22 protein-coding genes are annotated in these 23,913 nt (G+C 62.8%); 9 read left to right on the forward strand and 13 right to left on the reverse strand.

Annotation, left to right across the window (positions count from 1 at the left end; translation table 11 throughout):
- Positions 1-108: 108 nt before the first annotated feature.
- Together araJ and CYR55_RS20385 are read left to right on the forward strand one after the other, a co-directional pair.
- Complete coding sequence (gene araJ, locus CYR55_RS20380; RefSeq protein WP_101818180.1) at positions 109-1,293, forward strand: MFS transporter AraJ; 1,185 nt, start codon at positions 109-111, stop codon at positions 1,291-1,293.
- A 57-nt stretch (positions 1,294-1,350) separates the two neighbouring features.
- Complete coding sequence (locus CYR55_RS20385) at positions 1,351-2,451, forward strand: NADH:flavin oxidoreductase/NADH oxidase (RefSeq protein ID WP_101818181.1); 1,101 nt, start codon at positions 1,351-1,353, stop codon at positions 2,449-2,451.
- Between the two features lie 89 nt (positions 2,452-2,540).
- On the opposite strand, the gene CYR55_RS20390 is transcribed toward CYR55_RS20385, so the two are convergent.
- The gene (locus tag CYR55_RS20390; RefSeq protein WP_101818182.1) at positions 2,541-3,176 is read right to left on the reverse strand and encodes a TetR/AcrR family transcriptional regulator; all 636 of its coding nucleotides are present in this window, start codon (positions 3,174-3,176) and stop codon (positions 2,541-2,543) included.
- A gap of 128 nt (positions 3,177-3,304) precedes the next feature.
- Here CYR55_RS20390 and bdcA point away from each other — a divergent pair, with 128 nt between their 5' ends.
- Positions 3,305-4,027, forward strand: a complete 723-nt coding sequence (bdcA, locus tag CYR55_RS20395) for an SDR family oxidoreductase (RefSeq protein ID WP_101818183.1) — start codon at positions 3,305-3,307, stop codon at positions 4,025-4,027.
- Positions 4,028-4,178: 151 nt separating this feature from the next.
- On the opposite strand, the gene CYR55_RS20400 is transcribed toward bdcA, so the two are convergent.
- Both CYR55_RS20400 and CYR55_RS20405 read right to left on the reverse strand, forming a co-directional pair.
- Positions 4,179-5,189 (reverse strand): nickel/cobalt transporter, encoded by a 1,011-nt coding sequence (locus CYR55_RS20400; RefSeq protein ID WP_101818184.1) that lies wholly within the window; start codon positions 5,187-5,189, stop codon positions 4,179-4,181.
- The gene (locus CYR55_RS20405; protein WP_101818185.1) at positions 5,180-5,806 is read right to left on the reverse strand and encodes a DUF1007 family protein; all 627 of its coding nucleotides are present in this window, start codon (positions 5,804-5,806) and stop codon (positions 5,180-5,182) included. Before CYR55_RS20405 ends, CYR55_RS20400 begins: the two co-directional genes overlap by 10 nt.
- Positions 5,807-5,824: 18 nt before the next feature.
- On the opposite strand from CYR55_RS20405, the gene CYR55_RS20410 reads away from it, so the two are divergent.
- Positions 5,825-6,016, forward strand: coding sequence for a hypothetical protein (locus tag CYR55_RS20410; protein WP_101818186.1), 192 nt, complete (start codon positions 5,825-5,827; stop codon positions 6,014-6,016).
- A 36-nt stretch (positions 6,017-6,052) separates the two neighbouring features.
- On the opposite strand, the gene CYR55_RS20415 is transcribed toward CYR55_RS20410, so the two are convergent.
- The 5 genes from CYR55_RS20415 to CYR55_RS20435 all read right to left on the reverse strand — a co-directional run bounded on the left by CYR55_RS20415 (position 6,053) and on the right by CYR55_RS20435 (position 11,864).
- Complete coding sequence (locus CYR55_RS20415) at positions 6,053-6,928, reverse strand: glyoxalase (RefSeq protein WP_101818187.1); 876 nt, start codon at positions 6,926-6,928, stop codon at positions 6,053-6,055.
- Between the two features lie 105 nt (positions 6,929-7,033).
- A complete protein-coding gene (locus tag CYR55_RS20420; RefSeq protein WP_101818188.1) occupies positions 7,034-7,855 on the reverse strand; it encodes an alpha/beta fold hydrolase in 822 nt (273 codons plus the stop codon).
- Positions 7,856-7,939: 84 nt separating this feature from the next.
- Entirely contained in the window at positions 7,940-9,565 is a 1,626-nt protein-coding gene (locus tag CYR55_RS20425) for an MFS transporter (RefSeq protein WP_101818189.1), read from the reverse strand.
- A complete protein-coding gene (locus tag CYR55_RS20430) occupies positions 9,562-9,984 on the reverse strand; it encodes a DoxX family protein (RefSeq protein ID WP_101818190.1) in 423 nt (140 codons plus the stop codon). Before CYR55_RS20430 ends, CYR55_RS20425 begins: the two co-directional genes overlap by 4 nt.
- A 2-nt stretch (positions 9,985-9,986) precedes the next feature.
- The gene (locus CYR55_RS20435; protein ID WP_101818191.1) at positions 9,987-11,864 is read right to left on the reverse strand and encodes an amidohydrolase; all 1,878 of its coding nucleotides are present in this window, start codon (positions 11,862-11,864) and stop codon (positions 9,987-9,989) included.
- A 221-nt stretch (positions 11,865-12,085) separates the two neighbouring features.
- Here CYR55_RS20435 and CYR55_RS20440 point away from each other — a divergent pair, with 221 nt between their 5' ends.
- The 5 genes from CYR55_RS20440 (at position 12,086) to CYR55_RS20460 (ending at position 19,262) form a co-directional block, all read left to right on the forward strand.
- Positions 12,086-12,772, forward strand: a complete 687-nt coding sequence (locus tag CYR55_RS20440) for a hydrolase (protein WP_101818192.1) — start codon at positions 12,086-12,088, stop codon at positions 12,770-12,772.
- A gap of 59 nt (positions 12,773-12,831) precedes the next feature.
- Positions 12,832-13,065: a DUF1427 family protein gene (locus CYR55_RS20445; protein ID WP_101818193.1), complete on the forward strand. Its 234-nt coding sequence runs from the start codon at positions 12,832-12,834 to the stop codon at positions 13,063-13,065.
- A complete protein-coding gene (locus CYR55_RS20450; RefSeq protein WP_175580822.1) occupies positions 13,065-13,328 on the forward strand; it encodes a DUF1427 family protein in 264 nt (87 codons plus the stop codon). Before CYR55_RS20445 ends, CYR55_RS20450 begins: the two co-directional genes overlap by 1 nt.
- Positions 13,329-13,339: 11 nt before the next feature.
- Positions 13,340-13,717 carry a response regulator transcription factor gene (locus tag CYR55_RS20455; protein ID WP_101818194.1) on the forward strand — a complete coding sequence of 126 codons (378 nt, stop codon included), beginning with the start codon at positions 13,340-13,342 and terminating at the stop codon, positions 13,715-13,717.
- 61 nt (positions 13,718-13,778) lie between these two features.
- On the forward strand, positions 13,779-19,262 hold the full coding sequence (locus CYR55_RS20460; RefSeq protein WP_101818195.1) for a trifunctional serine/threonine-protein kinase/ATP-binding protein/sensor histidine kinase: 5,484 nt from the start codon (positions 13,779-13,781) through the stop codon (positions 19,260-19,262).
- 67 nt (positions 19,263-19,329) lie between these two features.
- Here CYR55_RS20460 and CYR55_RS20465 read toward each other — a convergent pair whose 3' ends face one another.
- The 5 genes from CYR55_RS20465 to cuyA form a co-directional block, all read right to left on the reverse strand.
- On the reverse strand, positions 19,330-20,109 hold the full coding sequence (locus CYR55_RS20465; RefSeq protein WP_101818196.1) for an ABC transporter ATP-binding protein: 780 nt from the start codon (positions 20,107-20,109) through the stop codon (positions 19,330-19,332).
- Positions 20,109-20,873, reverse strand: coding sequence for an ABC transporter permease (locus CYR55_RS20470; RefSeq protein ID WP_420912743.1), 765 nt, complete (start codon positions 20,871-20,873; stop codon positions 20,109-20,111). The genes CYR55_RS20465 and CYR55_RS20470 overlap by 1 nt, the downstream gene beginning before the upstream one ends.
- A 2-nt stretch (positions 20,874-20,875) precedes the next feature.
- Positions 20,876-21,883, reverse strand: coding sequence for a taurine ABC transporter substrate-binding protein (locus CYR55_RS20475; protein WP_101818198.1), 1,008 nt, complete (start codon positions 21,881-21,883; stop codon positions 20,876-20,878).
- Positions 21,884-21,976: 93 nt separating this feature from the next.
- Entirely contained in the window at positions 21,977-22,702 is a 726-nt protein-coding gene (gene cuyB, locus CYR55_RS20480) for a cysteate racemase (RefSeq protein ID WP_101818199.1), read from the reverse strand.
- On the reverse strand, positions 22,699-23,700 hold the full coding sequence (cuyA, locus tag CYR55_RS20485; RefSeq protein WP_101818200.1) for a D-cysteate sulfo-lyase: 1,002 nt from the start codon (positions 23,698-23,700) through the stop codon (positions 22,699-22,701). Before cuyA ends, cuyB begins: the two co-directional genes overlap by 4 nt.
- Between the last annotated feature and the right edge of the window lie 213 nt (positions 23,701-23,913).

Genomic DNA, 23,913 nt, shown 5'->3' on the forward strand with positions numbered 1-23,913 from the left:
GGCAAAAATGTGAGAGGCATTGACGATGGTCAAACAAAAAGAAGTCAGGCAGAAAACCGCCTCCTTTCCTCCCCGCCCTAAAAGGACGGGGTATCTCGGAGGCATTCGATGAAAAAAGTAGTCATCGCGTTGGCAATGGGGGCGTTCGGGCTGGGCATGGCCGAGTTCGGCATGATGGGGGTATTGACGGAGCTGGCGCGCGACGTGCAGATCCCGATCCCTGACGCCGGGCATATGATCTCGTTTTATGCGCTGGGGGTGGTCATCGGTGCGCCGGTGATGGCGCTGGTCTCCGGCAAGTTCTCCCTGAAAGCCCAACTGCTGTTTTTGGTGGCGCTGTGCGTGCTCGGCAACGCGCTGTTCGCCCTCTCCTCTTCCTATCCGATGCTGGTCATCGGCAGGCTGCTCTCCGGCTTTCCGCACGGCGCATTTTTCGGCGTCGGGGCCATTATGCTGACGAAAGTCGCGCGCCCCGGCAAAGTCACTGCGGCGGTGGCGGGCATGGTCTCGGGGATGACGCTGGCGAACCTGCTCGGCATTCCGCTGGGGACCTGGCTGAGCCATATGTTCAGCTGGCGCGCGCCGTTTTTGCTGATCGCTGCATTTAACCTCGCGGTGTTGCTGTCGGTGATAAGCTGGATCCCCGATATCTCGGATAAGGCATCAACCACACTCCGCGAGCAGTTCCGGTTCCTGGCATCACCCGCGCCGTGGCTGATTTTTCTGGCCACCATGCTGGGTAACGCCGGGGTGTTCGCCTGGTTCAGCTACATCAAACCGGTGATGCTGGGCGTTTCCGGCTTCTCTGAAGCCGCCATGCCGGGGATTATGATGCTGGCCGGTCTGGGCATGGTGCTGGGGAACCTGGTGAGTGCCAGATTATCCGCCCGCGTCTCGCCGCTGCGTATCGCCGTCATCACCGATCTGGTGATTGTTGTCTCGCTGCTGATGATTTTCTTCTTCTCCACCCAGCAAGGGGCATCGCTCAGCTTTGCGTTTATCAGCTGTGCCGGGCTGTTTGCGCTTTCTGCGCCGCTGCAAATCCTGCTGCTGCAAAATGCGAAAGGCGGCGAAATGCTGGGCGCGGCAGGCGGGCAGATCGCCTTTAACCTCGGCAGCGCACTGGGCGCATTCTGCGGCGGGATGATGATCACGATGAATTTCGCGTACAACTACGTCGCCCTGCCGGCCGCGCTGCTGTCGCTGTCGGCCATGCTGTCGTTGATGCTTTATGGGCAGTTGAGCCGCCCAAACCGCACAAATATCAACTCGCGTCCGCAGGAAAGGCACTAGGCTATTTGCCCTTGCCCGTGTGGGCAGAGGCTATTTTATGACAAAGAGAAGATAACCATGGCTCAGCTATTTACACCGTTTACGCTGAAAAGCGTGACACTCAAAAACCGTATTGCCGTACCGCCGATGTGCCAATACTCAGCGGTTGACGGTCTGGTAAATGACTGGCACCGGGTACACTACGCGGGGCTGGCACGCGGCGGTGCCGGTCTGGTGATCGTCGAGGCCACCGCAGTGGCGCCGGAAGGGCGCATCACCCCGGGGGATCTCGGCATCTGGAATGATGAGCAGGCCGCGGAGCTGGCGAACATCGCGAAAGCGATCAAAGAAGCCGGTGCCGTGCCGGGCATTCAGATCGCCCACGCAGGCCGTAAAGCCAGCGCCAACGCCCCGTGGGAAGGCGACGACCATATCCCGGAAGGCGATGCGCGCGGCTGGGAAACCCTGTCACCCTCTGCGGTGGCGTTCGGCAAAAACCTGCCGAAAGTGCCGAAAGCCATGACCAAAGCGGACATCCAGCGCGTCACGGCGGACTTCGTGGCCGCTGCGCGCCGTGCGCGTGACGCCGGGTTCGAGTGGCTGGAGCTGCACTTCGCCCACGGCTACCTGGCGCAGAGCTTCTTCTCGGTACACGCCAACCAGCGTACCGACGAATACGGCGGTGATTTCACCGGCCGCAGCCGCTTCCTGATCGAAACCTTCGACGCCGTGCGCGCCGAGTGGCCGCAGGATCTGCCGCTGACCGCCCGTTTTGGCGTGATCGAGTATGACGGCCGCGACGAGGAAACCCTGGCCGAGGCGATTGCCCTGACCAACATCCTGCGCGAAAAAGGGCTGGATATGCTCAACGTCAGCGTCGGTTTCTCCACGCCGGACAGCAACATCCCCTGGGGGCCGGGCTTCCTGGCGCCGGTTGCCCGCCGCGTGCGCAACGAAGCTGACCTGCCGGTCGCCTCCTCCTGGGGCGTGGAAGCGGCCGCCGTGGCGGAGCGCTGCATTGCCGAAGGGGATATGGATCTGGTGATGATTGGCCGCGCCATGCTGGCAGACCCGCACTACAGCTACCGTCTGGCGCAGCAGCTCCAGGTAGAGAAGCCGTCCTGGGTGCTGCCTGCCCCGTACGCGCACTGGCTGGAGCGTTACCGTCTGGGCGAGTAATCGCCGCGGTACATGTATGCAGGGCGGCCAATGGCCGCCTTTTTTTTCGCTTCTGCGCCCCCGGCGCTACGTACCATCACTTGCCGTGGTTATCCATTGGGCAATTCGTTGCCGTTTTTAACAGAGAACGTCTCCCACAACGCCATAATTTGCCTGACAGACGTCTCAATTATGCTAAGCGGAACGCCGTCCCGTGCCAGCGTTGAGATGCCGAACAGGAAACTGTTAAACACCAGCCCCAGCGTGTCGGGGGACGCCCCGGCGTGCAGTTCCCCATTCTCAACGCCCCGCTTCACACAGCGGATGAACCCTTCACGGGTGCGGGCTCGCGCCGTGTCGAGCGGGGCAAGCAGATGCCGGTGTTCCTCTGAATTCGCTGACATCACGCCCAGCGCCACCATACAGCCTTTTGGGTGCCCGGTTTCGCACTGCATGCGGGCCGAACGCAGGAGCGTCGTCTCAATCGCCTGACGCGGCGGCAACGTGTCATCCCATAACGCGTCGGTTACCCGGCCATGGGAGTGCAAATAACAGGCGACGGTCTCCTTATATAACTTCTCTTTTGAGCCAAACGCGGCGTAGAAACTGGGCGCAGTAATACCGCGGCCGATGGCTGCTTTGAGCTGAGAGAGTGACGTCGCATCATACCCGTTTTCCCAGAACAGGTGCATCGCCTGCCGTACCGCCTCATCGCGGTCAAATTGTCTTGGTCTGCCCGTTCTCATTCCGGCCTCCTCTGTTTTTTATATACTAAGTCTTTTTTATATACTAAATGATACATAAATCATTGACAATGGCTCTCCGGCCCGATATTTGTACTAAACGATATATAATTCACCACAGAGGAAAGAACATGCATAGCGATAAAAAAAGCAGCGGAAGACAGGTTCTCGTACTCGGCGGCAGCCGGGGCATTGGCGAAGCGATCGTGCGCCGCTTCGCTGAAAACGGCGATAACGTGGTTTTTACCTATGCGCACTCACAGGAAAAGGCCAATGCCATTGCCGCTGAGACGCAAAGCCAGGCGGTGAAGCTGGACGTGTCTGACCGCGCTGCGCTGGCAAATGCCGTTGCTGAAGCGGGTGAGCTGGATGTGCTGGTGTTTAACGCGGGTCTGCTGGCCGCGGGGGATCCCCTGGATATCCCCGCCGAGGAGATTGAAAGACTGTTTACTGTGAATATTCATGCGCCCTATTTTGCGGCGGTGGAAGCCGCAAGGAGAATGCACGCCGGGGGCCGTATCATCATTATCGGCTCGGTTAACGCCGACCGTATGCCGATGGAGGGGCTGTCCGCATACAGCACCAGCAAAGCGGCACTTCAGGGCATGGTAAAAGGGTTGGCCAGGGATTTTGGCGATCGCGCCATCACGGTGAATGTGGTTCAGCCCGGCCCAACCGACACGGATATGAACCCAGCCGACGGGCCGCTGCATGAGACGATGCACGGCTTCATGGCGATTAAACGCCATGCCCATGCCGGCGAGGTGGCGGGTATGGTGTTCTGGGTCGCGAGCCAGGAGGCGGCCATGGTAACAGGCACCGCGCTGACCATTGATGGCGGCTTTGGCGCGTAATCAAGGTTTTCAGGGCAGGCACCCACCGCCTGCCCTTTATCCGATAGCTGCTTATTGATAGGTAATAACACAACAATTTGTCAGCGGAGTATGCAACCGGGAAGGCAGCATTCAGGTGTAAAAAAGGGAGGCGATGCCTCCCTGAGGGGTTTCAGCGCAGCAGCGGGTTGCCGCTGCCGGTCAGCCCCGGCTGGGCGCTGAACCAGAGGAACAGCCCGGCCGCGAGCAGCAACAGCCCCCCGGCCAGGGTCAGGGAGGCGCGGCCGATACGCCGCCAGGCGGGCACCGGGCCGCTGTGCACGTTGCGCATCAACAACCGCTGGAGGCTGTGTACCCCGAGCGCCAGCAGCGAGATGGTCAGCGAGGTGCCGAACGCCATCACAAACGCCGCCAGCACGCCCCACAGATAAGCGCCAATCACCTTGGCGAACAGCAGCATCATGATCGCCCCCGAGCAGGGCCGCAGCCCCATCGACAGCACCAGCGCAGCGCGGGTACGCCAATCGCCCGCTGCCGCCAGTGCCTCATCGGTCGGCATATGGCGGTGGCCGCAGCCGCAGTGATCGCTGTGCACATGCGGCTCGCCATTCAGCGGCCGCAATGCCCGGAACGGCTGCCGCAGGCTGTGCCACTGTTGGCGCAGCGCCTTTACCGCCCGGAACATCAGCAGCACGCCCAGCCCCATCACCAGCAGGTAACTGCCGCGCTCCAGCCAGAAGCTGCTCTGGTGCAACTGGCGGGCGGAGAGATCGAACACGCCGAGCAGCAGCGTCACCAGGATCACCGCCACGCTGCCCTGTAACAATGACGCGGCAAAGGTCAGGCGCAGGCTGCTTTTCAGCCGGGACGGGTGGGTTGCCAGGTAGGTGGTGATCACCAGTTTGCCGTGCCCCGGCCCGGCGGCGTGGAGGATGCCGTACAGCAGGCTGAACAGCACCAGGATAAGCCCGGCGCGCTGCGGTTCCGCCCTGACCTGCTGCATCAGCGCGGCGATCTGGCCGTTCAGGCTGCGTTGCCACTGGGTGCCCTGCCACAACAGCGAGGGCCAGATGTGCATCAGCCACAACCCGCCCAGCAGCAGCACGGCGGCCAGCAACAGCAGCGGCCAGATCTGAAGCCAACGGTGGCGGCGCAGAACAGACGTCTGGGAGGTTATGGGCATGTCAGGGTCACCTTCTGGGCAAACTGGCGGCCAAGATCCATATCCTCCGGCGGCGCGTCGGCTTTATCCAGCGACAGCGCATAGTTCTGGAGCGAGACATCAGGCGCCGGGGTATCCAGCGTGATGTGACAGGCATCCATTTCCGGCGGCAGGTGCAGGCTGGTGGCGTTGTCGTAATGCATATCCACAAAATAGGTCGGGTCAAAGGTAGAGAAGGTGTAGGTCTGGCCTTTGAGCGGCTGCGGCGCGGCCAGCGGCAACACATACTCCAGCACCGCCTTGTGCCCTTCGCGCAACAGGCGGTAAGAGGGCGGCAGGTTATGGAATTTGACCCGCTGGTCGCCATGGTAAAACTCGGTGAAGTAGTGCTGACCCAGCACGTTGGCCATCACCTCAGCGGCGAGCTTTTTCCACACCTCCGAATCCGGCGGCGCGTCCCCGGCGTCATACAGCAGATCGGCGGAGGTGATCTCATCCATCGTCCAGCGCATTTTCAGGCCGGTCAGCTGCGCATCCTGCTGGAGGAGCGTCGCCTGCAGGGTGATAAAACTGTGCGGGTGCGCCCAGGCCAGCGGCGCGCAAGCCGACAACAGCAGGGGCAGGTAAGTGAGTCGCATAGTGCCACGGCGTCCTTGTTGTTAACCACAAGCGCGGACAATATCGGCTCCGGGCGACGGTGGCAAGCGCGGGCCGCCGCGCTGCCAACCCACACCGGCATTGACGCCACCAGCTCCGTGCCGGAAGGGAAGAGCCTCGCGGATTACATCCTGCTCCTGCCGCTCGCCGATATTGCGCCGATTTATATTTATCTGAGTAAACCGCCTTAATTATTTACTGCGCGGGCGCTACCCGTTTCTCCACCCTTACCCCTTCACCTGATGAATCTCTGCAATATAGCCGCCGGGGAACTCGACCATGGCGGAAGGCCCGGCAGCATCAGTGGAGCGCCAGAGGATTTGCGCATGACTGGCCTGCGCTTTATCCAGCGTCTGCTTAAGATCCGTGACACCGTAACCGGTGCGCTCATGGCCGAACGGGTAAGGCAGGTGGCCGTCAGTGACGAAAATCTTGACCTTGCCGAACGTGGAGGAGAGATCCACTTCGCGCACGGTGCCGCTGGTCTCGCCGAGCACGGCAGCGCTGACCTGCTGATCGCGGTCAAGCTTGCCCTGTGAGAACTGCTGATAGCTGCGGATGAAATCCTCCACCCGGTAACGTGACAGGTAGACGCGGTTCTCCGGCACGCTGTTCAGCGGCGCGTAATCCGGGGCTTTGGTGTGCCAGTAAAGCTGCATATTCACGCCGCCCGGCCACTGGATCACCGCGTCCCGGCCTATCGGGTCAGGGAACGGCTCCACCAGCACATCGGCCCCCGCCGCTTTGGCCTGCGCCACGGCCGCATCCATATCCCGCACCAGGAAGCCGTTGCGCTCATTGCCGAACGGGTAAGGTGCCGGGGTCTGGAAATCAAACACTGAGAAGCTGCCGACCGGCGTCAGCACCAGCTGGGAGAACGTCTCGCTGGGGGTGGGCGTCACGTCTGCGGTGATGCGTTTGGTGGCCTTGCCGCCAAAGGTGTGCAGCAGGCTGTTGACGAAATCGTCCATTTTGCCGGGCTGCACGTAGACATGGGTGGTGTCATATTGGGCACCCACTGCCAGGCTCTCTGCGGCCCAGGCGGCCGGGCACGCGACGACAGTAAGCGCCAGGGAAAGCGCGCCAAATCGGGTTTTGTTCATCTCGGTTTCCTGTTGAGTTTTATGACCTTCCCGGCGCGCGCTGTCCGGAATGACTACATCAGAAAAGAAGCAGGTGGCGCCGGGCGGCACCACCTTCAGGCAGGGTCAGCGGGATTGCAGGAACGCCAGCAGGTCTTCGTTCAGCTGGTCCTGATGGGTGGCCGCAAAACCGTGCGGGCCGTTGTCGTAAACTTTCAGCTCCGCACCGGGGATAAGCTCAGCCGACAGCTTGCCGGTGGCCTCGAACGGCACGATCTGGTCATTGCTGCCGTGGATCACCAGCGTCGGCACATCGACTTTTTTGATGTCATCGCGGAAATCGGTCTCAGAGAAGGCGGTCACGCAGTCGATGGTGCCTTTCAGCGAGGCCAGCAGCGCGATGTTCAGGGTCTGGGTCAGTACGCCCTCAGAGACGGTCTGCCCGGCGTTCAGGCCGTAGAACGGGGTGGCAAAATCGCTGATAAACTGCGCACGGTCTTTGCGCAGGCCATCTTTGATGCCGTCGAACACGCTCTGCTCCACGCCCTGCGGGTGATCATCGGTTTTGCCGAAAATCGGCGTCACCGCGCCCAGCAGTGCCAGCCCCGCGACTCGGTCGCTGCCGTAACGGCCGATATAGCGCGTCACGTCCCCGCCGCCCATCGAGAAGCCCACCAGCGTCACCTCGTCCAGATCGAGCTCGGTGATCAGGTCATTAATGTCCGACGCGAAGGTGTCGTAGTCATACCCTTCCCACGGCTGCTCAGAGCGGCCAAAGCCGCGGCGGTCAAAGGCGATGGCGCGGTAGCCGCGTTCGGCCAGAAAGTTCATCTGGCTGTCCCACATGTCGGCATCCAGCGGCCAGCCGTGGCTGAACAGCACCGGCTTACCGGTGCCCCAGTCTTTGTAATAGATCTGCGTGCCGTCCTGGGTGGTGATGGTGCTCATGGCAATCTCCTCAACGTAGTGGATAAACAGTTCGGATAAAATCGTTGAATAACAAGGGTAGAACAGATGTCGTGTCAGTAAAGGTTAACCGGGTGCCACCAGATGCCGCACCGGCGGCGGCCCTGCATCCAGATGGAACGCCTGCACCCGGCTCTGGATGAGGCGGTCGTTTACCGTGTGGCGCTCATGCTGGCGTAAATGCTCAATCCACGAGCCGACCACAAAGGTCTCCACAAAAATCCCCGGCTGCTGGATGTCCTCATACACTGACCAGCTCAGCGCGCCGCCGCGCCGCCGTACCCGGCGCATCTCCTGAATGGCTGCCACGAATGGCCGCACGTTGGCCGGGTCGATGTGGTACTCAATGCTGACCATCACCGGCCCGCGCTCATGCGCAATATCCAGGCTGACCGCTGCGCCTGCCTGCGCGCTGCTCTCCAGATTGAGATCGGGGTCTTTGTCCAGCTTCCAGCGCAGCACGGTGGCACTGGCCAGCACCATGCCGAGCGTGGCCGCACAGAGCGCGACCGGGATGCTGGTCTGGGAGGCGAGTTGCCCCCAGAGCGCGCTGCCCAGCGTCATTGAGCCGAAAAACACCGTGAGGTAGACCGCCAGCGCCCGCGCCTTGACCCAGCGGGCCGCGCTGCGTTGCGCGCCGACGTTGAGCGTGGAGAGCACCGCAATCCAGGCGAAGCCGGTGAACAGCTCCGCGCCTGCCAGCAGCCAGAACTGCCGCACAAACGCCAGCGCCAGCATGGTCAGCGCAAACAGCAGACTGGCCAGCACCATCAGCCGATCGGGGTTCAGGGCTTTGCGCAGCCGCGGCAACAGCATCGCGCCGCTGATGGCCCCAAGGCCGATAAACGCCAGCAGAATGCCGTACTCCCCCGGCCCCAGCCCCAGCTCCCGCTGTGCCACCAGTGGCAGCAACGCCCAGCCGGCGCTGCCGAACAGGAAAAAGGCCACGGTGCGCACCAGCACATTGCGCAGCACCGGCGCGGCATGCACATAGCGCACCCCGGCGCGCACCGCGGAGAAGAAATGCTCCGGCGGCAACCGCTGGACGGCCGGTGCGGTTTTCCAGCGGTAGAGCACCAGCCCGACGCCCAGCACCGACAGCGCATTGAGCATAAACACCACCCACGGCCCGGCAAACGACAGCACCAGCCCACCCAGCGCCGGGCCGATGGCGCGGCTGATGTTGATGCCCAGCGAGTTAAGGGCGATAGCCGGGGCCAGCTCCGCTTTGCTCACCAGATCCGGCACAATCGCCTGGAACGGCGGCGAGCTCATGGCCGCGCCGGTGCTCAGCAGGAAGGTGGCGACCAGCAGCACCAGCGGCGTCACCAGCCCCAGCGCGGCCAGCACACTCAACCCGGCGGCGGCGGTAAACACCCAGACCTGCGAAAAGATCAGGTATTTGCGGCGATCGACGATGTCCGCCATCACGCCGGAGGGCAACGCGAACAGGAACATCGGCAAACTGCTGGCGGCCTGCACCAGCGCCACCGAGAGCGGATCGGCGCTGAGCGTCAGCATCGTCCAGCTGGTGCCGACATCGCTCATCCATGAGCCGATGTTGGAGACCACCGTGGCGATCCACAGCATACGGAACAGCGGCTGGCGCAACGGGTGCCACGGCGACACACTGGCCGCCGGGGCCTCGTGCACGGCAGCACCGTCGCTGCTTACGTCATTGACCTGCGTCATCGCAGCCCTCCCGGGTTACGCGCACCAGGGCGCCAGCGCCCCGGCCCGCAGATCGCCAGCGTGATAAAGATAATCAGCAGCAACCAGCCAAACTGCCCCTCCGCGATGCTCCAGTCAGGGTGTACCGCCAGCATCGCCACCAGCAGCACCGCGATGATCGGCAGGCAGGCCAGCCGGGTGAAGAGGCCCAGCGCAATCAGCACCGGGCAGACCACCTCGGCCAGAATCGCGGGCAGCAGGTTCATGTAAGGGCCGAGGCCGAACGGGTCCTCGATGTGCGCCAGCTCGGTGCTGAAGTGCAGTACCTTCGGCAGGCCATGCACATAAAACAGCATGAAACTGCCGGCGAGCCGCAGGAACAGCAGCCCGGCGTCGAGCCGGGGCGCGGCCGCGTGTGAGATGTGGGATAAGGTCGCCATGATTAAAACGCGAAGCAGCTGCAGCCGAGCGCGCCCCAGAAGGCGGTGTCATCAGACACCGGCACCCCGGACTTGCGCGCCACGTCATGCTGGTGGGTATGCACGCCGCACGGGCCGCTGCACTGGTGTGCCGCCGGCATCATCCCCACCCGGCTCTGTGCCTGCGGCGGGGCGCTGCGGTAGTGGCCCGGCACGTTCACCACCGGCGACCACTCAGGCAGCACCGGGATCGGCGGCGGTGCCAGCGGGCTGAAACTGCCGGCCGCGTAGACGATTTCGCCGTCCACCACCGTCAGCAGTGACTCAATGCCCTTGATCTCCTCTTCCGGCACGCGGAAGTAGTCTTTGCTCAGGATCACCAGGTCCGCCAGTTGGCCTGCGGCGATCTGCCCTTTTTTGCCCTGCTCGCTGGAGAACCAGGCGCTGCCCTGGGTCCAGAGCATCAGCGCGGTGTCGCGGTCGAGGCGCGCGTTGACGTCATACATCTGCATCCCGCCCACGGTGCGGCCGGAGACCAGCCAATAGAGCGCCGTCCACGGGTTATAGCTCGCCACGCGGGTAGCGTCGGTGCCCAGCCCCACCGGCAGCCCGGCCGCCAGCATTTTCGCCACCGGCGGCGTCTGTCTGGTGGCCTCGCTGCCGTAGCGCTCGGCAAAATATTCCCCCTGGAACGCCATGCGGTGCTGCACCGCGATGCCGCCGCCCAGCGCTTTCACCCGCTCAATGTTGGCCTGGGTGATGGTTTCTGCGTGGTCAAAGAACCAGTGCAGGCCGTCAAACGGAATCTCGCGGTTCACTTTTTCGAACACGTCGAGCATCCGGCTGATCGACTCGTTATAGGTGGCGTGCAGGCGGAACGGCCAGCGGTGCTCAACCAGGTGGTGCACCACGCGCTCCAGCTCCGCTTCCATGCCGGGGGCGAGATCCGGGCGCGGCTCGAGGAAATCCTCGAAGTCGGCGGCGGAGAACACCAGCATTTCACCCGCCCCGTTATGGCGGTAGAAATCACTGCCCTGCCCCGGCGACAGCATGTCCGTCCACTTTTCGAAGTCTTCCACTTCGTGGCCCGGGCGCTGGGTAAACAGGTTATAGGCGATGCGGATGGTGAGCTGCTTTTTCTCATGCAGTTCGGCGATCACCGCGTAATCTTCCGGGTAGTTCTGGAAGCCGCCGCCCGCGTCGATGGCGCTGGTCAGGCCAAGGCGGTTCAGTTCGCGCATAAACTGGCGGGTGGAGTTCACCTGCTGTTCCAGCGGCAGGGTCGGGCCTTTGGCCAGCGTGGCGTAGAGGATCATGGCGTTCGGCCGGGCGATCAGCATCCCGGTCGGGTTGCCGTTGCTGTCGCGCTGGATTTCACCGCCCGGCGGGTTCGGGGTGTCGCGGGTGTAACCCACCACCTTCAGCGCGGCGCGGTTCAGCAGCGCCCGGTCGTAGAGGTGCAGCACGAAGACCGGCGTGTCCGGCGCGGCGGCGTTGATCTCATCGAGCGTCGGCATCCGGCGTTCAGCAAACTGAAACTCCGTCCAGCCGCCCACCACCCGCACCCACTGCGGGGAGGGCGTGCGATCCGCCTGGTCTTTCAGCATCCGCAGCGCATCCGCCAGTGACGGCACCCCCTCCCAGCGCAGCTCGAGGTTGTAGTTCAGGCCGCCGCGGATCAGGTGCAGGTGGGAGTCATTCAGGCCGGGGATGGCGGTGTGCCCCTTGAGATCCACCACCTTCGTGCCTTCGTCCTGGTACTGCATCACCTCAGCCGCGCTACCGACCGCCAGGAATTTGCCGTCACGGATGGCCACGGCCTCCGCCAGCGGTTGTGCCCGGTCAACGGTGTGAATTGCGCCGTTAAGTAAAATCAGCTCTGCTTTGTCAGGTGAAACCATAACGCCTCCAAAAGGGGGGAGCCGCAGGGTGCGGCACGGGGTTGGCCGGATTATGGTCAGCGGTGCAGAACAGCGTCTAGTTATACGTAGGGATAGGTATACCTAGAGATAATAGTGCCGCCGGCACGCCCGCCCTACCATGCACCCCGAGAGCCATAACCGCTGCCGCACCCTTTTGCCGGCCGCCTTTTCCTTGTGACACAACCTCAATGGGTACCGTTATGACCAACGCGAAACTTGAAGTACTGACGCCGACCAACTCCCAGATGATTTTCATCGACCAGCAACCGCAAATGGCGTTTGGGGTGCAATCCATCGACCGCCAGGTGCTGAAAAACAATACGGTGGCGCTGGCGAAAGCGGCCAAAGTCTTTGATATTCCGACCATCATCACCACCGTGGAAACCGAGAGTTTCTCCGGCCATACCTACCCTGAGCTGCTGGACGTGTTCCCGACCCACGACATCCTGGAGCGCACCTCCATGAACTCCTGGGATGACCAGAAAGTGCGTGACGCGCTGGCCGCCACCGGCCGGAAAAAAGTGGTGGTCTCCGGGCTGTGGACGGAAGTGTGCAACAACAGCTTTTCGCTGTGCGCGATGCTGGAAGGCGGCTATGAGATCTACATGGTGGCGGACGCCTCCGGCGGCACCTCCAAAGAGGCGCATGACTTCTCCATGCAGCGCATGATCCAGGCCGGGGTGGTGCCGGTGACCTGGCAGCAGGTGATGCTGGAATGGCAGCGTGACTGGGCGCACAAAGAGACCTACGACGCGGTGATGAACATCGTCCGGGAGCATTCCGGTGCGTACGGCATGGGCGTGGATTACGCCTACACCATGGTGCACAAATCCGAGGCGCGCCTGCCGGGCAATCACCGCACGTTGCCGCCGGTACCGGCCCGCTAAGCCGCCTGTGCCGATCGGCGCCCTGCCCGGTCGGCCCCTTACCACGGCAGGAGACGCCCATGAGCGCCTGGTTGCTTTCCCTTGGTGCCGGTATCCTTATCGGTTTGCTTTATGCGCTGCTGAAGGTGCGGTCACCGGCCCCGCCGGCGATTGCGCTGACCGGCCTGCTCGGCATGTTGCTGGGCGGCGCGCTGGTCAGTGAGGTGGCCGGGCGGGTGAGCGCCGCGCCGGTGCCGCACCACGCCGCAGCCCCTGTGGCACCCGCCCCCTCCCTGTCACGCCCGGAGGCATAATGCTGAAAGCCTATCTTATTTCACTGCTGACCGGCATGTTGGCGGGCGGCGTTTACGTGGCGATCGCCGTGCCGTCGCCCGCGCCGCCGGTGGTTGCCCTGCTGGGGCTGTTCGGGATGCTGGTAGGCGAGCAGATCATCCCCGCACTCCGGCGGCTGATTAACCGGCAACCGCTGACCATGGCCTGGTTCCGGCATGAGTGCGTGCCTAAAATCAGCGGCACCCCGCCGCCGGAGCGCGCCCCTGAGCCGCCGCCGCGTTAGAGGACACCGGGATGATGCCGCCATGCATTGCCATTATTGATGATGAACGCTCCGTCCGCAGCGGGCTGAGCAATCTGCTCCAGTCGGAGGGCTACAGGGTGGCGGCGTTTGCGTCAGCGGAAGACTTTCTGCACGATTCCGGCACCCCTGCCATCATCCTGGCGATTATTGATGTGAAACTCGCGGGCATGAGCGGGTTTGACCTGTTTGACCATCTGGCGCGTTACCCCGCCCCGCCACCGGTGATTTTTATCTCCGGCCACGGTGATGAACAGATGGAACGGGCGGCCCTGGATCTTGGGGCCGTTGCTTTTTTACGTAAACCTATCAATATTGATACACTTTTAGAACATATCCAGCGCGTGCCTGACCGGCCTGACCAACAATAAGCCGGGCCGCGCGGCTGAGGGCGTGCCGCCGCCCGGCGCGCACTCCGGGAGGAGCACCACGATGAGCAATAACGCGCCCCAGGCCGACTGGCCTGCCGGGGATAACCAGGCAGATGAACCGGCCTTTACCCTGGATGAGCGCGTGGTGTTTATGCCGCTGGCGCAGGATGGCTGCCTCGCCTGGTCATGGTGCCGGCACCCGGTTACCGGCCGCGAATGCATTCTGGCCACTGCCGCTGGTGAAGAAGCGGAGCCACAGGCGACGCTGCTGCTGAAAAATGAGTTCGCGCTGCGCGGCCACCTCGCCGCGGACTGGGCGGTGATCCCGGTCGCCACGGCGCTCTACCATGGCCGTTACGCGCTGCTCTACCGCCCCTTCCCCTTTGATACCCTGACGCGCGTCACCGGCACGCCTGCCGGCGACATGGTGACGTTTCTGGATCTGGCGTTGCAACTCTGCGCCCCGTTGTTACAGATGCACCGGCATGGCCTTGTCCATGGCGACATCAAGCCCGGTAATCTGTTTGTCAATAATGACGGCAGTTGCCGCCTGGGCGGTTTCGGGCTGGCGTCCGGCGCACCCGGCACCGGCGCGCAGACCACGGTTGCCGCCGCAGGCGGGACGCTGGCCTATATGTCACCGGAACATGCCGCCCGCACCCGGCGCGCGGTGGACCACCGCAGCGATCTCTACAGCCTCGGCATCGTGCTGTATGAACTGCTGACCGGCAGCCTGCCGTTTGATCTCACCGACGCCGGGCAGGCGGAGTGGATTCACCACCATATCGCCTCAGAGCCGCGGCTGCCGCATCAGCTGCGCCCCGGCACGCCGGACATCCTCTCGGCGATGATTCTGCGGCTGCTGGCCAAATCACCGGAAAACCGTTACCAGACCACGGAAGGGCTGATGGCCGATCTGCGCCGCTGCCGGGCGACCGTCTCCCCCTCGGGCAGCCTCACGCCGTTTACCCTGGGGTTGCAGGATCGCGCCGCCGCCCTGGCGCTCTCTGACACCCTGTTCACCGGGCACCCCCAGAGCCGTGCGCTGCTCGCCGCCTTCAGCGAGGTGAGCCGCAGCGGCACGCAGGCGCTGGTGGTGGTGAGCGGGCCGTCCGGGATCGGGAAATCTTCGCTTATCGCCTCGGCGCTGCGTGCGCTGCAACACCACCCGGCGCTGCTGGCGGTCAGCAACGTTGACCAATACCACCCGGCGTTACCCTACGCGGTGCTGACTTCCGCTTTCCAGTCACTGGCGCTGCATATCCTGGGGCTGCCGGTCGCGGAGATCGCCCGCTGGAAAGCGCGGCTCAGCCAGACGCTCGGCAGTTATGCCGGGCTGGCGATAAACCTGGTGCCGGAGCTGGGCCTGCTGCTGGACAAACCCGCCTGGATCCCGCCGGATACGCTGTCGATTGATGCCCGGGCGCGCTTCAACCACATGGTGCTCTGCCTGATCAAGGCGTTTGCCACGCCGTGCTGCCCGCTGGTGCTGCTGATCGATGACATTCACTGGGTGGATGCGGCCAGCCTGCAACTGCTGGAATATGTGATGGGCAACAGCACCGCGCTGCCGCTGCTGATGGTGGTGGCGCACCGCGATGACACCCACGCCCAGCACGGGGCTTCCCTGGCCGGGCTGTGTGCCGCCGGCATCGCCCCGCTGGCCGCGCTGGTGCATGAGAAAACCGGCGGCAACCCGCTGTTCGTGCAGCAATTTGTCAAACGCATTGTGGATGACGGGCTGGTGACCCACCAGCAGCCCCATAAAAAGTGGCATTACGATCTTCCGGCCATCCGCGCGCGCCATTACACCGAAAATGTCGCCGGGCTGGTGCTGCAACAACTGGTGCAGATGCCGCCCGCCACGCGGACGCTGCTCGGCAGCCTGGCCTGTCTGGGCGGCACCGGGAACCTGGCGGTGCTTACCCGTGTGGCCGGCACAGACATCGCGGAAACGCGCCGGGTACTGCACCCGGCGGTGGCGGCGCAGCTGATCACGTTGTCCGCCAATGAGTATGCCTTTACCCATAACCGGGTGCAGGAAGCGGCCATCGCCCTGCTCGACCCGGCCGAAAAGCGCCGCCTGCACCTGGCTACTGCCAGCCTGCTGGCGGAGATGTCGCGGCAGGCCACCGGCAACGACACGCTGTTCCGGGCGGTGCACCATGTGGCTTCCGCCATGGATGCAAGTGAGCCGCTGCCGCAGCGCCGGATGTTCCGCGAGCTGAGCCTGCTGGCGGCGCAGCGTGCCAAACGCACCGGCGATTCGCTCTCCGCACTGGGTTATCTGCGTACGGCCCGCGCCCTGGCTGACCATAGCGTGCCGGACGACCCCCTTACCTTCACGCTGGATCTGGAGGAGGCGGAGTGTGAATTTCTGCTCGGCAACCTCGCCACCGCAGCAAGGCTCTGTGCCCAACTGGCGGGCCGGCCCGGCGGGCTGGCGGAGAAGGCAGTGGCCGCCTGCCTGCTGGCGGAGATCCATATGAGGCAATCCCACCGGCAACAGGCGCTGGAAACGGCGCTCGCCTGGCTTTCGGTGTTCGGCATCGCGCTCAGCCGTTACCCGGACGCCGCAGAGTGTGATGCGGCCTACGAGGCGATGCGTGCGCGGGTGGGCAGCGATCCGGCGGCCGCCTTCCATGCCCTGCCGCGCATGGACAACCGCGACACCGAAGCGGTGATGAACCTGCTGGCCAGCGCCGGGATTTTCGCCGGCTTCTGCTGCCCGCGCCTGCATTTCCTGATCCTCTGCCGGATGCTGCACCTGACGCTCGACCACGGCATGACCGGGGCCGGGGCCACGGCACTTGCCTGGTTCGGGGTGCTTATCGGCCACCGCTATGAGGATTACCGGGACGGTTTCCGCTACGGCCTGCTGGCGCGGGAACTGGTGGGCCGACACCATTACCTCAACGCCGAGGCCAAAATCCTGCTGCCGCTCGACCAGCTCAGCGTCTGGACGCAGCCCCTGGCCTTTACCGTGGAGTGCGCCAAAGCCTGCTTTACGGCGGGCGTCACCCACGGCGATTTGACCTCCGCCTGTTTCGCCACCTGCCATCAGGTGATCAATTTCCTGACGCGCGGCGACCACCTGGACGGCGTGCTGACCAGCATCGACCGTGGGCTGGCGTTTGTGCGCAAGGCGCATTTTCAGGATATCGAGACCATTCTGCTGATCCAGCGGCACCTGGTAGAGCACCTGCGCGACCCGAACGCCGCCTCGCTGAGCGGCGACGGGTTCCTGCCGGACTCGCTGTTGCCGGGTACCCGCGACCCGATGCCGACGCTGATGTTCTGGTTCTGGCTCTACAAGGCGCTGGCGCACTTCGCGGCCGGGGCATTTTCCCAGGCTGCGGCGTGCCTCAGCACCGCAGGCAGCCTGAGCTGGTCGGCACCGGGGCATATTCACCTGCTGGATTACCACCTGTTCAGCATTCTTTCGCTGACCCAGCAACTCACGCCGGAGAGCATCACCCCGGCGCACCGCCGCCGGCTGCAACCGCACTACCGCAAGCTGGCGCTGTGGGCGCAGCTGAACCCCGGCACCTTCGCAGACAAAGAGGCGCTGGTGTATGCCGAGATGGCGCGGCTGGATGCGCAGCACAGCCTGGCGATGAAGCTGTATGAGAAGGCGATCCGGCTTTCACGCGAAGCGGCCTTCGATCATATCAACGGGCTGGCGCACGAACTGGCCGGGCGCTTTGTGCAGGGGCGCAGTTACCCCACGGCGGCCGATGCGCACTTCCGGGGGGCGATGGCCGCCTGGGGGCGTTGCGGCGCACAGGCGCGGGTGCGGCAGCTTGAACGGCAGTACCCGCATCTGGTGGTGCCGAGGCATACCTCGCCCTACGACACCATCGCCTTTGCCCAGAACGAGGAGATCCGCGACTTACAGAGCGTGATTAATGCCGCGCGCGCTCTCTCTGAGGAGATTAACCTCGGGCGGCTGATCCAGATCCTGATGACCATGCTGCTGGAGCGCGCCGGGGCACAGCGCGGGGTGCTGATCCGCGTGGCGGAGAACCACCTGCCGGAGATTGAGGCCCGTGCCGACACCACCTCCGGTGGCGTGCAGGTACAGATTGTGAAAGAGGCGCCGGGCGCGGCCGATCTGCCGTTGTCAGTGCTCTCTGCGGTGATCCGCACCGGCCAGGAGATCCGTACCGGCAAACCGGGCGAGTTCAGCCCGTTCAGCCAGGATCCCTATCTGGTGACCTCCGGCGCGGCGGTGATGTGTGTGCCGATGTTCAAACAGGCCAGGCTGGTGGGCGTGCTCTATCTGGAGAACCGGCTGATGCCGGAGGTATTCACCGCCGAGCATTCAAAAATCATCGGCATTCTGGCGGCGCAGGCGGCGGTGTCGCTGGAGACCGCCCGGCTCTACGCGGAGCTGCTGGAGGAGAACATCCAGCGCCGCCGGGTGGAGAAAGAGCTGCGCGCCAGCCAGACCTCGCTGATGCTGGGTGAGCAGATCAGCCACACCGGCACCTGGCGCTGGGACGTGCAACAGGATCTGATGGTGATTTCCGACGAGTACGGGCGCATCCTGGGGCTGCCGCCCAGCCAGAGAAGCATCTCGATGGCGGATTTCCTGACGCGGGTTCACGCAGATGACCACCCGCGCATCAGCACGCTGGTGACAGAGAGCGTACGTGACCACGTCACAATGCGCGCCGGGTTCCGCATTATCCGCACGGATGGTGCCATCCGCCACTTGCTGGGGATTGGCAACCCGGTGCCGGCCGGGGCGGAGGTCAAAGAGTATTTCGGCACCATCACCGACATCACCGCCCACCGGCAGGCGGAGGACGCCGCGCGGGTGGCGCAGGCCGATCTGGCACGGGTGGCGCGCGCCACCACCGTGGGCCAGCTGACCGCCTCTATTGCCCATGAGATCAACCAGCCGCTGATGTCGATCGTTTCCAACGCCGGGGCCAGCCTGCGCTGGCTGAACCGTGACCCGGCGCAGCTGGACAACGCCCGCGCCGGGCTGGAGGAGATCATCAGCGAGGGGCAGCGCGCCGGTGAAATTATCCGCAGTTTGCAGGCGCTGACGCGCAATCAGCCTCCGGCGTTTGCCCGCGTCGATCTGCACCAGATTGCCCACCACATCATGATGCTTTCCCGCAGCGAGCTGGAGCGGCGGCAGGTCGGCGTAGAGTATGCGTTGCAGGCCGCGCATCCCTTTATCTGGAGTGATAGCGTGCAGATCCAGCAGGTGCTGCTCAATCTGGTGGCCAACGCCATCGATGCGATGATCGACGTCACCGACCGCCCGCGCCTGCTGACGCTCTCCTCCAGCAACCCGGCCCCGGGTTACCTGCGGTTTTGCATTGCGGATAGCGGCATCGGCCTCGATCCGGCGGTGATGGCGCGGGTGTTCGACTCCTTCTACACCACCAAGGCGCAGGGCATGGGCATGGGCCTGACCATCAGCCACGCGATCATCGAACGCCACCGCGGCAAACTCACCGCAGAAGCCCGCCAGCCGCACGGCAGTTGCTTTACCTTTGTGCTGCCGACGGAAGGGGAAGGGGGATAAGGTGATTACTCCGGGGCAGCTGCCGGCAGTGCAGGGCGGTTTCCCCTGCCTGCACCGGATGCCGGGATTAGCGTAAATGACGTTTTGCCTCCTGACGGACGCGGTGAAGAACGTGATGCTTTATTTCGCTGTAACGGGGGTGCGCGGCGAGGGTTTCGATATCGCGTTCGCGCCCAAACGGCAGGGTAATCTCATCGACGATTTTCCCCGGCTTTGCCGACATCACCAGAATGCGGTCGGCCAGGAACAGCGCCTCATCCACATCATGGGTCACAAACAGCAGGGTGGTGCGCGTTTCCAGCCAGGCGGTGCGCAGCAGCTCCTGCATCATCATGCGTGTCTGGGCATCGAGTGCGCCAAACGGCTCATCGAGCAGCAGCACCTCCGGGCCGGGCAGCCAGGCGCGGGCCAGCGCCACGCGCTGTTTCATGCCGCCGGAAAGCTGCCATGGGGCATGGTGCTCAAAGCCTTTCAGCCCGACACGCGCCAGCCAGTCCAGCGCCTCAGCATTGACGTGCTCTTTGCGATATTTTCCCAGCCGGGGGCCAAAGGTGACGTTTTCCAGCACTGACAGCCACGGAAACAGGTTTGGCTGCTGAAAGATCATGCCGCGTGACGGCCCCGGCTTTTGGACCGGCTCGCCGCCACAGAGCACCCGCCCGCTGTCGGGCTGGTTAAAGCCCGCCACTAAATTCAGGATCGTTGACTTCCCGCAGCCGGACGGCCCAAGCAGCACAACAAACTCGCCTTTTTGCAGCGATAACGAGATCTCTTCCAGCACGGTGAAAGGTTGAGGTTTTGCGGCAAACCGCAGCGACACATTTTCCAGCGCAATCTGTACAGCCATTATTCTTTCCCGGCCCAGGGCACAAACAGGCGTTGTAAGCCCAGAAGCAGTAAATCAAGCAAATAACCGATGCCGCCGAGCAGTAAAATGCCCAGCATCACAATGTCAGTGCGTAAATAGGAACTGGCGTTGATCACCATCCAGCCGAGACCGGAATTGGCGGCAACCATCTCCGCCGCAATCAGCGACGTCCAGCCAATACCAATTGACAGCCTGACGGTGGTGAACAATTCCGGCAGCGCATCCGGCAAGACCACCCGCAGGAAAATCTGCCGGCGGGAGGCCCCCAGGGTTTGTGCCACGCGGATGCGTGAACGCCCAATACGCTCAACCGCTGCACCCGCCCCGACCACCACGCTCAAAAACGTGGCGATGAAGATCAGGAAGAACTTCGAGGCCTCGCCGATACCCAGCCACACCACCGCCAGCGGGATCAGGGCGATTTTCGGCAGCGGCCGCAAAAACTGTACAAACGGGTTCAGCACCGCCGCCAGGCCTTCAGACATGCCCATCAGCAACCCCAGCGGGACGCCGAGCACGATCGCCACAGAAAACGCACTTAACGCGCGGGCCAGGCTCACGGCGATGTGCTGCCATAGCGGTATCTGGCGATAACCGTCCGCTAACAACTCCCCGGTGGTTAAACCGATGTCCGTCAGGGACGGCAGCAACAGCGGGTCCACCCATTGCCGGGTGGCCGCCAGTTGCCAGAGACTCAAAAAAATCACCACCGACATCACACTGACAGTGATTTGACGCTGCATCTTCATTTCGGTGCTGCCGCCGCATCACGGATATAGCGGGAATCAATGGCGCTGTCCCAGTTGGCCGGGATATCGCGCTTGCGGATTTCGCCGATGTCTGCCAGGAAACCGGCGGTTTTGGTCAGTGCTTTGCCGATACCGCTGTCACTGGTTTGCGTGCCGTTACCCAGCCATGCGGCCGTCCCCTGCTCTGCCAGCGTCGGGTACTCCAGCCCACCCAGCGTATTGGCTGCCGTCGTCACCGGGGCGCCCACCTCGTTGGCGACAATGGCGGCCGCGTGTTCCGGATCCCGTTTGAAGGCGTCGACCTTTTCCTGGTGCACACGCAGGAAGGCGGTGACTGCGTCAGGATATTGCTCGGCAAACGCTTTACGCACGACGTAGTTGTTGTAGATCAGGTAACCATTTTTCTGCAGATCTTTGGTGGCAAACACCTGATGGCCGCCAGAGGACTCAAGCGCTTGGGCAAAGGGTGCCCAGACGTAACCGGCATCGATATCGCCGCGTTTCCAGGCGGCTACCATGTCAGCCGGGCGCAGCGGCAGCAGGGTGATTTTGCTGCGGTCGAGTTTATTTACGGTGATCGCCGCTTCCAGCGCATATTGCGCCGTGGAATTCGGGGGATAGGCCACACGTTTACCTTCGATATCCGACAGCGTATTTATGCCCTCTTTTCCAATCAGGCGTTCATAGCTGGCAATAACACCGGCCACGCCAATAATTTCTACCGGCAATTTACGCACAATGCCGGCAGTGGCCGGGCTGGAACCAAAGTTGGCAATATCAATGGCGTTGCTGGCGAAATAACTCAACGCATCCGCCCCTGAGGCAAATTGCACCCATTTCACTTTGGTGTGTAACGCTTTATCTAATGAGCCATCGGCTTTCGCCAGCATTAAAACCTGAGAGCCGCCGCTATACGCAATACGCACTTCATCAGGTGATGCAGCAACGCTGCTATTTGCCCATATACTCCCTGCTGCCAGTAATAAGCAGATCTGTTTTTTCACTCTATTCACCCTGTGTAGACGTCAAAAAATAGCGCAGTCATGAATATCCGGCGCAACATGGTTTATTGATCGGCATTTCTGCCACGGTTTATGTTATGAGAAAGCGGCCTGACGGTATGCCTGCCATAGCTGCGAACAGCGCTCCGCCAGGGCAACGGCCGGGTCAAAAGTCTGCGGCAAGGCCGGCGCCCCTATTGCCTGCAACGCGACCGGCACTTCGGTACACGCCAGAATCAACGCCCCGGCGCCGCGTGCGCACAATGCCTGCGCCTGGCGCAACAGCAATGCCCCACCCTCTGCCGGTGCACCGCGTTTCACGGCGTAGCAACCGGGCACAAACCAGTTCTGCATCTCATCTGCTGTGGGCAACACCGGCGTGATCCCAAGCCGGGTTAACCCCTGCTGAAACCAGCCGGCATCCAGCGTGCCCTGGGTGGCGATGATGCCAACATGTTCAGGGCGCGCAGGTGCGGTTTGCAGCTTCTCCAGCGTTGCCTCCACAATGTGCAGCAACGGCGCGGTGCTGGCTTCGCGTAACGCGCCATACCAGTGGTGCGCAGTATTGCAGGGGATAGCGATGTGGCTGGCACCGGCTTCATTCAGCCTATGGATGCCCTGCAACAGCTGGGGCAATGGGGATGGCCCAAGGCCCGCCAGCGCTTTCTGCCGATCGGCAATTTGCGGGACGTTCCAGGCCACCACCGGGATTTGCTGCTGATCGTCGGCGGCCGGCGTCGCGGCCAGCAACTTGTACATGAAGTCCACGGTGGCCAGCGGCCCCATGCCGCCCAGCACCCCAAGCAGGAACGGCTGGCTCACGCCTCCAGCACCTGCCGATAACCGAACAAGCCCGCCGAGCCGCCGGTATGAATGAAGACGATATTTTCGTCCTGACGGAAATGCCCTTTGCGGATCAAATCAATAAGGCCGGCAAACCCTTTTCCGGAGTAGACCGGATCCAGCAAAATACCTTCGTGGCGGGCCAGCAGGCGTAAGGCTTCCAGCATACTTTCCGTGGGTAACCCATATCCCTCGCCAACGTAATCACTGTTGGCAGTGACCGCATGGCGCGAGAGCTCACCCGGTACGCCCAGCAGTTCACGCGTACGCGACGCCAGATTCCAGACGTTCTCTTCCTGTTTCTCTTTGGGTGCCCGCACACTGATACCCAGCACCGGCACATGGCTGTTGGTGGCACTGAACCCGGCCACCAATCCGGCCTGGGTGCCGGTACTGCCTGTGGCATGAACCACCAGGTCGATGCGTAACCGCTGCTGTGAAGATTGGTACAACAACTCTTCCGCACAGGCGGCATACCCCAGGGCACCAATCGGGTTGGAACCGCCGCCGGGGATGACGTAAGGCGTGTGCCCTTTTTCACGCAGTTCAGCGGCGTACTCGTCCATCGCCTTTTGCATGTCCGTGCCGCCCGGCAAGTGCGCCACGATTTTGCCCCCCAGCAGATGGTCGAGTAAGACGTTGCCGGAACGCTGATACTCCTCTCCAAAGTCGGTCACGCGCTTTTCTAACAAGACGTGTGCGGCCAGGCCTAATTTCGCCGCACCGGCAATCGTCTGGCGCACATGGTTAGATTGCGTTGCGCCCTGGGTAATAATCACATCCGCTTTTTTCTGTCGTGCATCGGCTAACAGGAATTCCAGCTTACGCGTCTTATTTCCCCCGCCGGCCAGCCCGGTGGCATCATCACGTTTGATCCATATTTTCGGGCCGCCTAACAGGGCGCTTAAATTATCAAGGGGTTCAAGTGGCGTCGGGAAATGCCCCAACGTGACCCGGGGGAAACGTGCCAGATGCATAAAAGCTCCTTGCGTACACTATTATAAGTCGCAGAATAATCAGGGGGTAATAGAGCGTCATTCTACACAGTCCGGCTTTATGGCTAAGGATGAATTATCAATAACGATTTCTGGAAATTAACTTTGAAATACCCAGGCTATTCCCAGCCGCCGGCGCGTTCTTTTCATCGCTATTTTCAACGCCGCCACACAGGTCAGAGTATTTTCACCAGG

Source organism: Chimaeribacter californicus (genome assembly GCF_002858675.1).
GTDB lineage: Bacteria > Pseudomonadota > Gammaproteobacteria > Enterobacterales > Enterobacteriaceae > Chimaeribacter > Chimaeribacter californicus.

Excerpts from the sequence above, each read along its gene's own strand:
- CYR55_RS20440 (WP_101818192.1), top strand. The coding sequence starts at position 12,086 with ATGACCAACGCGAAACTTGAAGTACTGACGCCGACCAACTCCCAGATG.
- CYR55_RS20405 (WP_101818185.1), bottom strand. The coding sequence starts at position 5,806 with ATGCGACTCACTTACCTGCCCCTGCTGTTGTCGGCTTGCGCGCCGCTG.
- CYR55_RS20385 (WP_101818181.1), top strand. The coding sequence starts at position 1,351 with ATGGCTCAGCTATTTACACCGTTTACGCTGAAAAGCGTGACACTCAAA.
- CYR55_RS20455 (WP_101818194.1), top strand. The coding sequence starts at position 13,340 with ATGATGCCGCCATGCATTGCCATTATTGATGATGAACGCTCCGTCCGC.
- CYR55_RS20400 (WP_101818184.1), bottom strand. The coding sequence starts at position 5,189 with ATGCCCATAACCTCCCAGACGTCTGTTCTGCGCCGCCACCGTTGGCTT.
- CYR55_RS20460 (WP_101818195.1), top strand. The coding sequence starts at position 13,779 with ATGAGCAATAACGCGCCCCAGGCCGACTGGCCTGCCGGGGATAACCAG.
- CYR55_RS20425 (WP_101818189.1), bottom strand. The coding sequence starts at position 9,565 with ATGACGCAGGTCAATGACGTAAGCAGCGACGGTGCTGCCGTGCACGAG.
- CYR55_RS20450 (WP_175580822.1), top strand. The coding sequence starts at position 13,065 with ATGCTGAAAGCCTATCTTATTTCACTGCTGACCGGCATGTTGGCGGGC.
- araJ (WP_101818180.1), top strand. The coding sequence starts at position 109 with ATGAAAAAAGTAGTCATCGCGTTGGCAATGGGGGCGTTCGGGCTGGGC.
- CYR55_RS20430 (WP_101818190.1), bottom strand. The coding sequence starts at position 9,984 with ATGGCGACCTTATCCCACATCTCACACGCGGCCGCGCCCCGGCTCGAC.
- CYR55_RS20465 (WP_101818196.1), bottom strand. The coding sequence starts at position 20,109 with ATGGCTGTACAGATTGCGCTGGAAAATGTGTCGCTGCGGTTTGCCGCA.
- CYR55_RS20415 (WP_101818187.1), bottom strand. The coding sequence starts at position 6,928 with ATGAACAAAACCCGATTTGGCGCGCTTTCCCTGGCGCTTACTGTCGTC.
- bdcA (WP_101818183.1), top strand. The coding sequence starts at position 3,305 with ATGCATAGCGATAAAAAAAGCAGCGGAAGACAGGTTCTCGTACTCGGC.
- CYR55_RS20470 (WP_420912743.1), bottom strand. The coding sequence starts at position 20,873 with ATGCAGCGTCAAATCACTGTCAGTGTGATGTCGGTGGTGATTTTTTTG.
- CYR55_RS20435 (WP_101818191.1), bottom strand. The coding sequence starts at position 11,864 with ATGGTTTCACCTGACAAAGCAGAGCTGATTTTACTTAACGGCGCAATT.
- CYR55_RS20445 (WP_101818193.1), top strand. The coding sequence starts at position 12,832 with ATGAGCGCCTGGTTGCTTTCCCTTGGTGCCGGTATCCTTATCGGTTTG.
- cuyA (WP_101818200.1), bottom strand. The coding sequence starts at position 23,700 with ATGCATCTGGCACGTTTCCCCCGGGTCACGTTGGGGCATTTCCCGACG.
- CYR55_RS20390 (WP_101818182.1), bottom strand. The coding sequence starts at position 3,176 with ATGAGAACGGGCAGACCAAGACAATTTGACCGCGATGAGGCGGTACGG.
- CYR55_RS20420 (WP_101818188.1), bottom strand. The coding sequence starts at position 7,855 with ATGAGCACCATCACCACCCAGGACGGCACGCAGATCTATTACAAAGAC.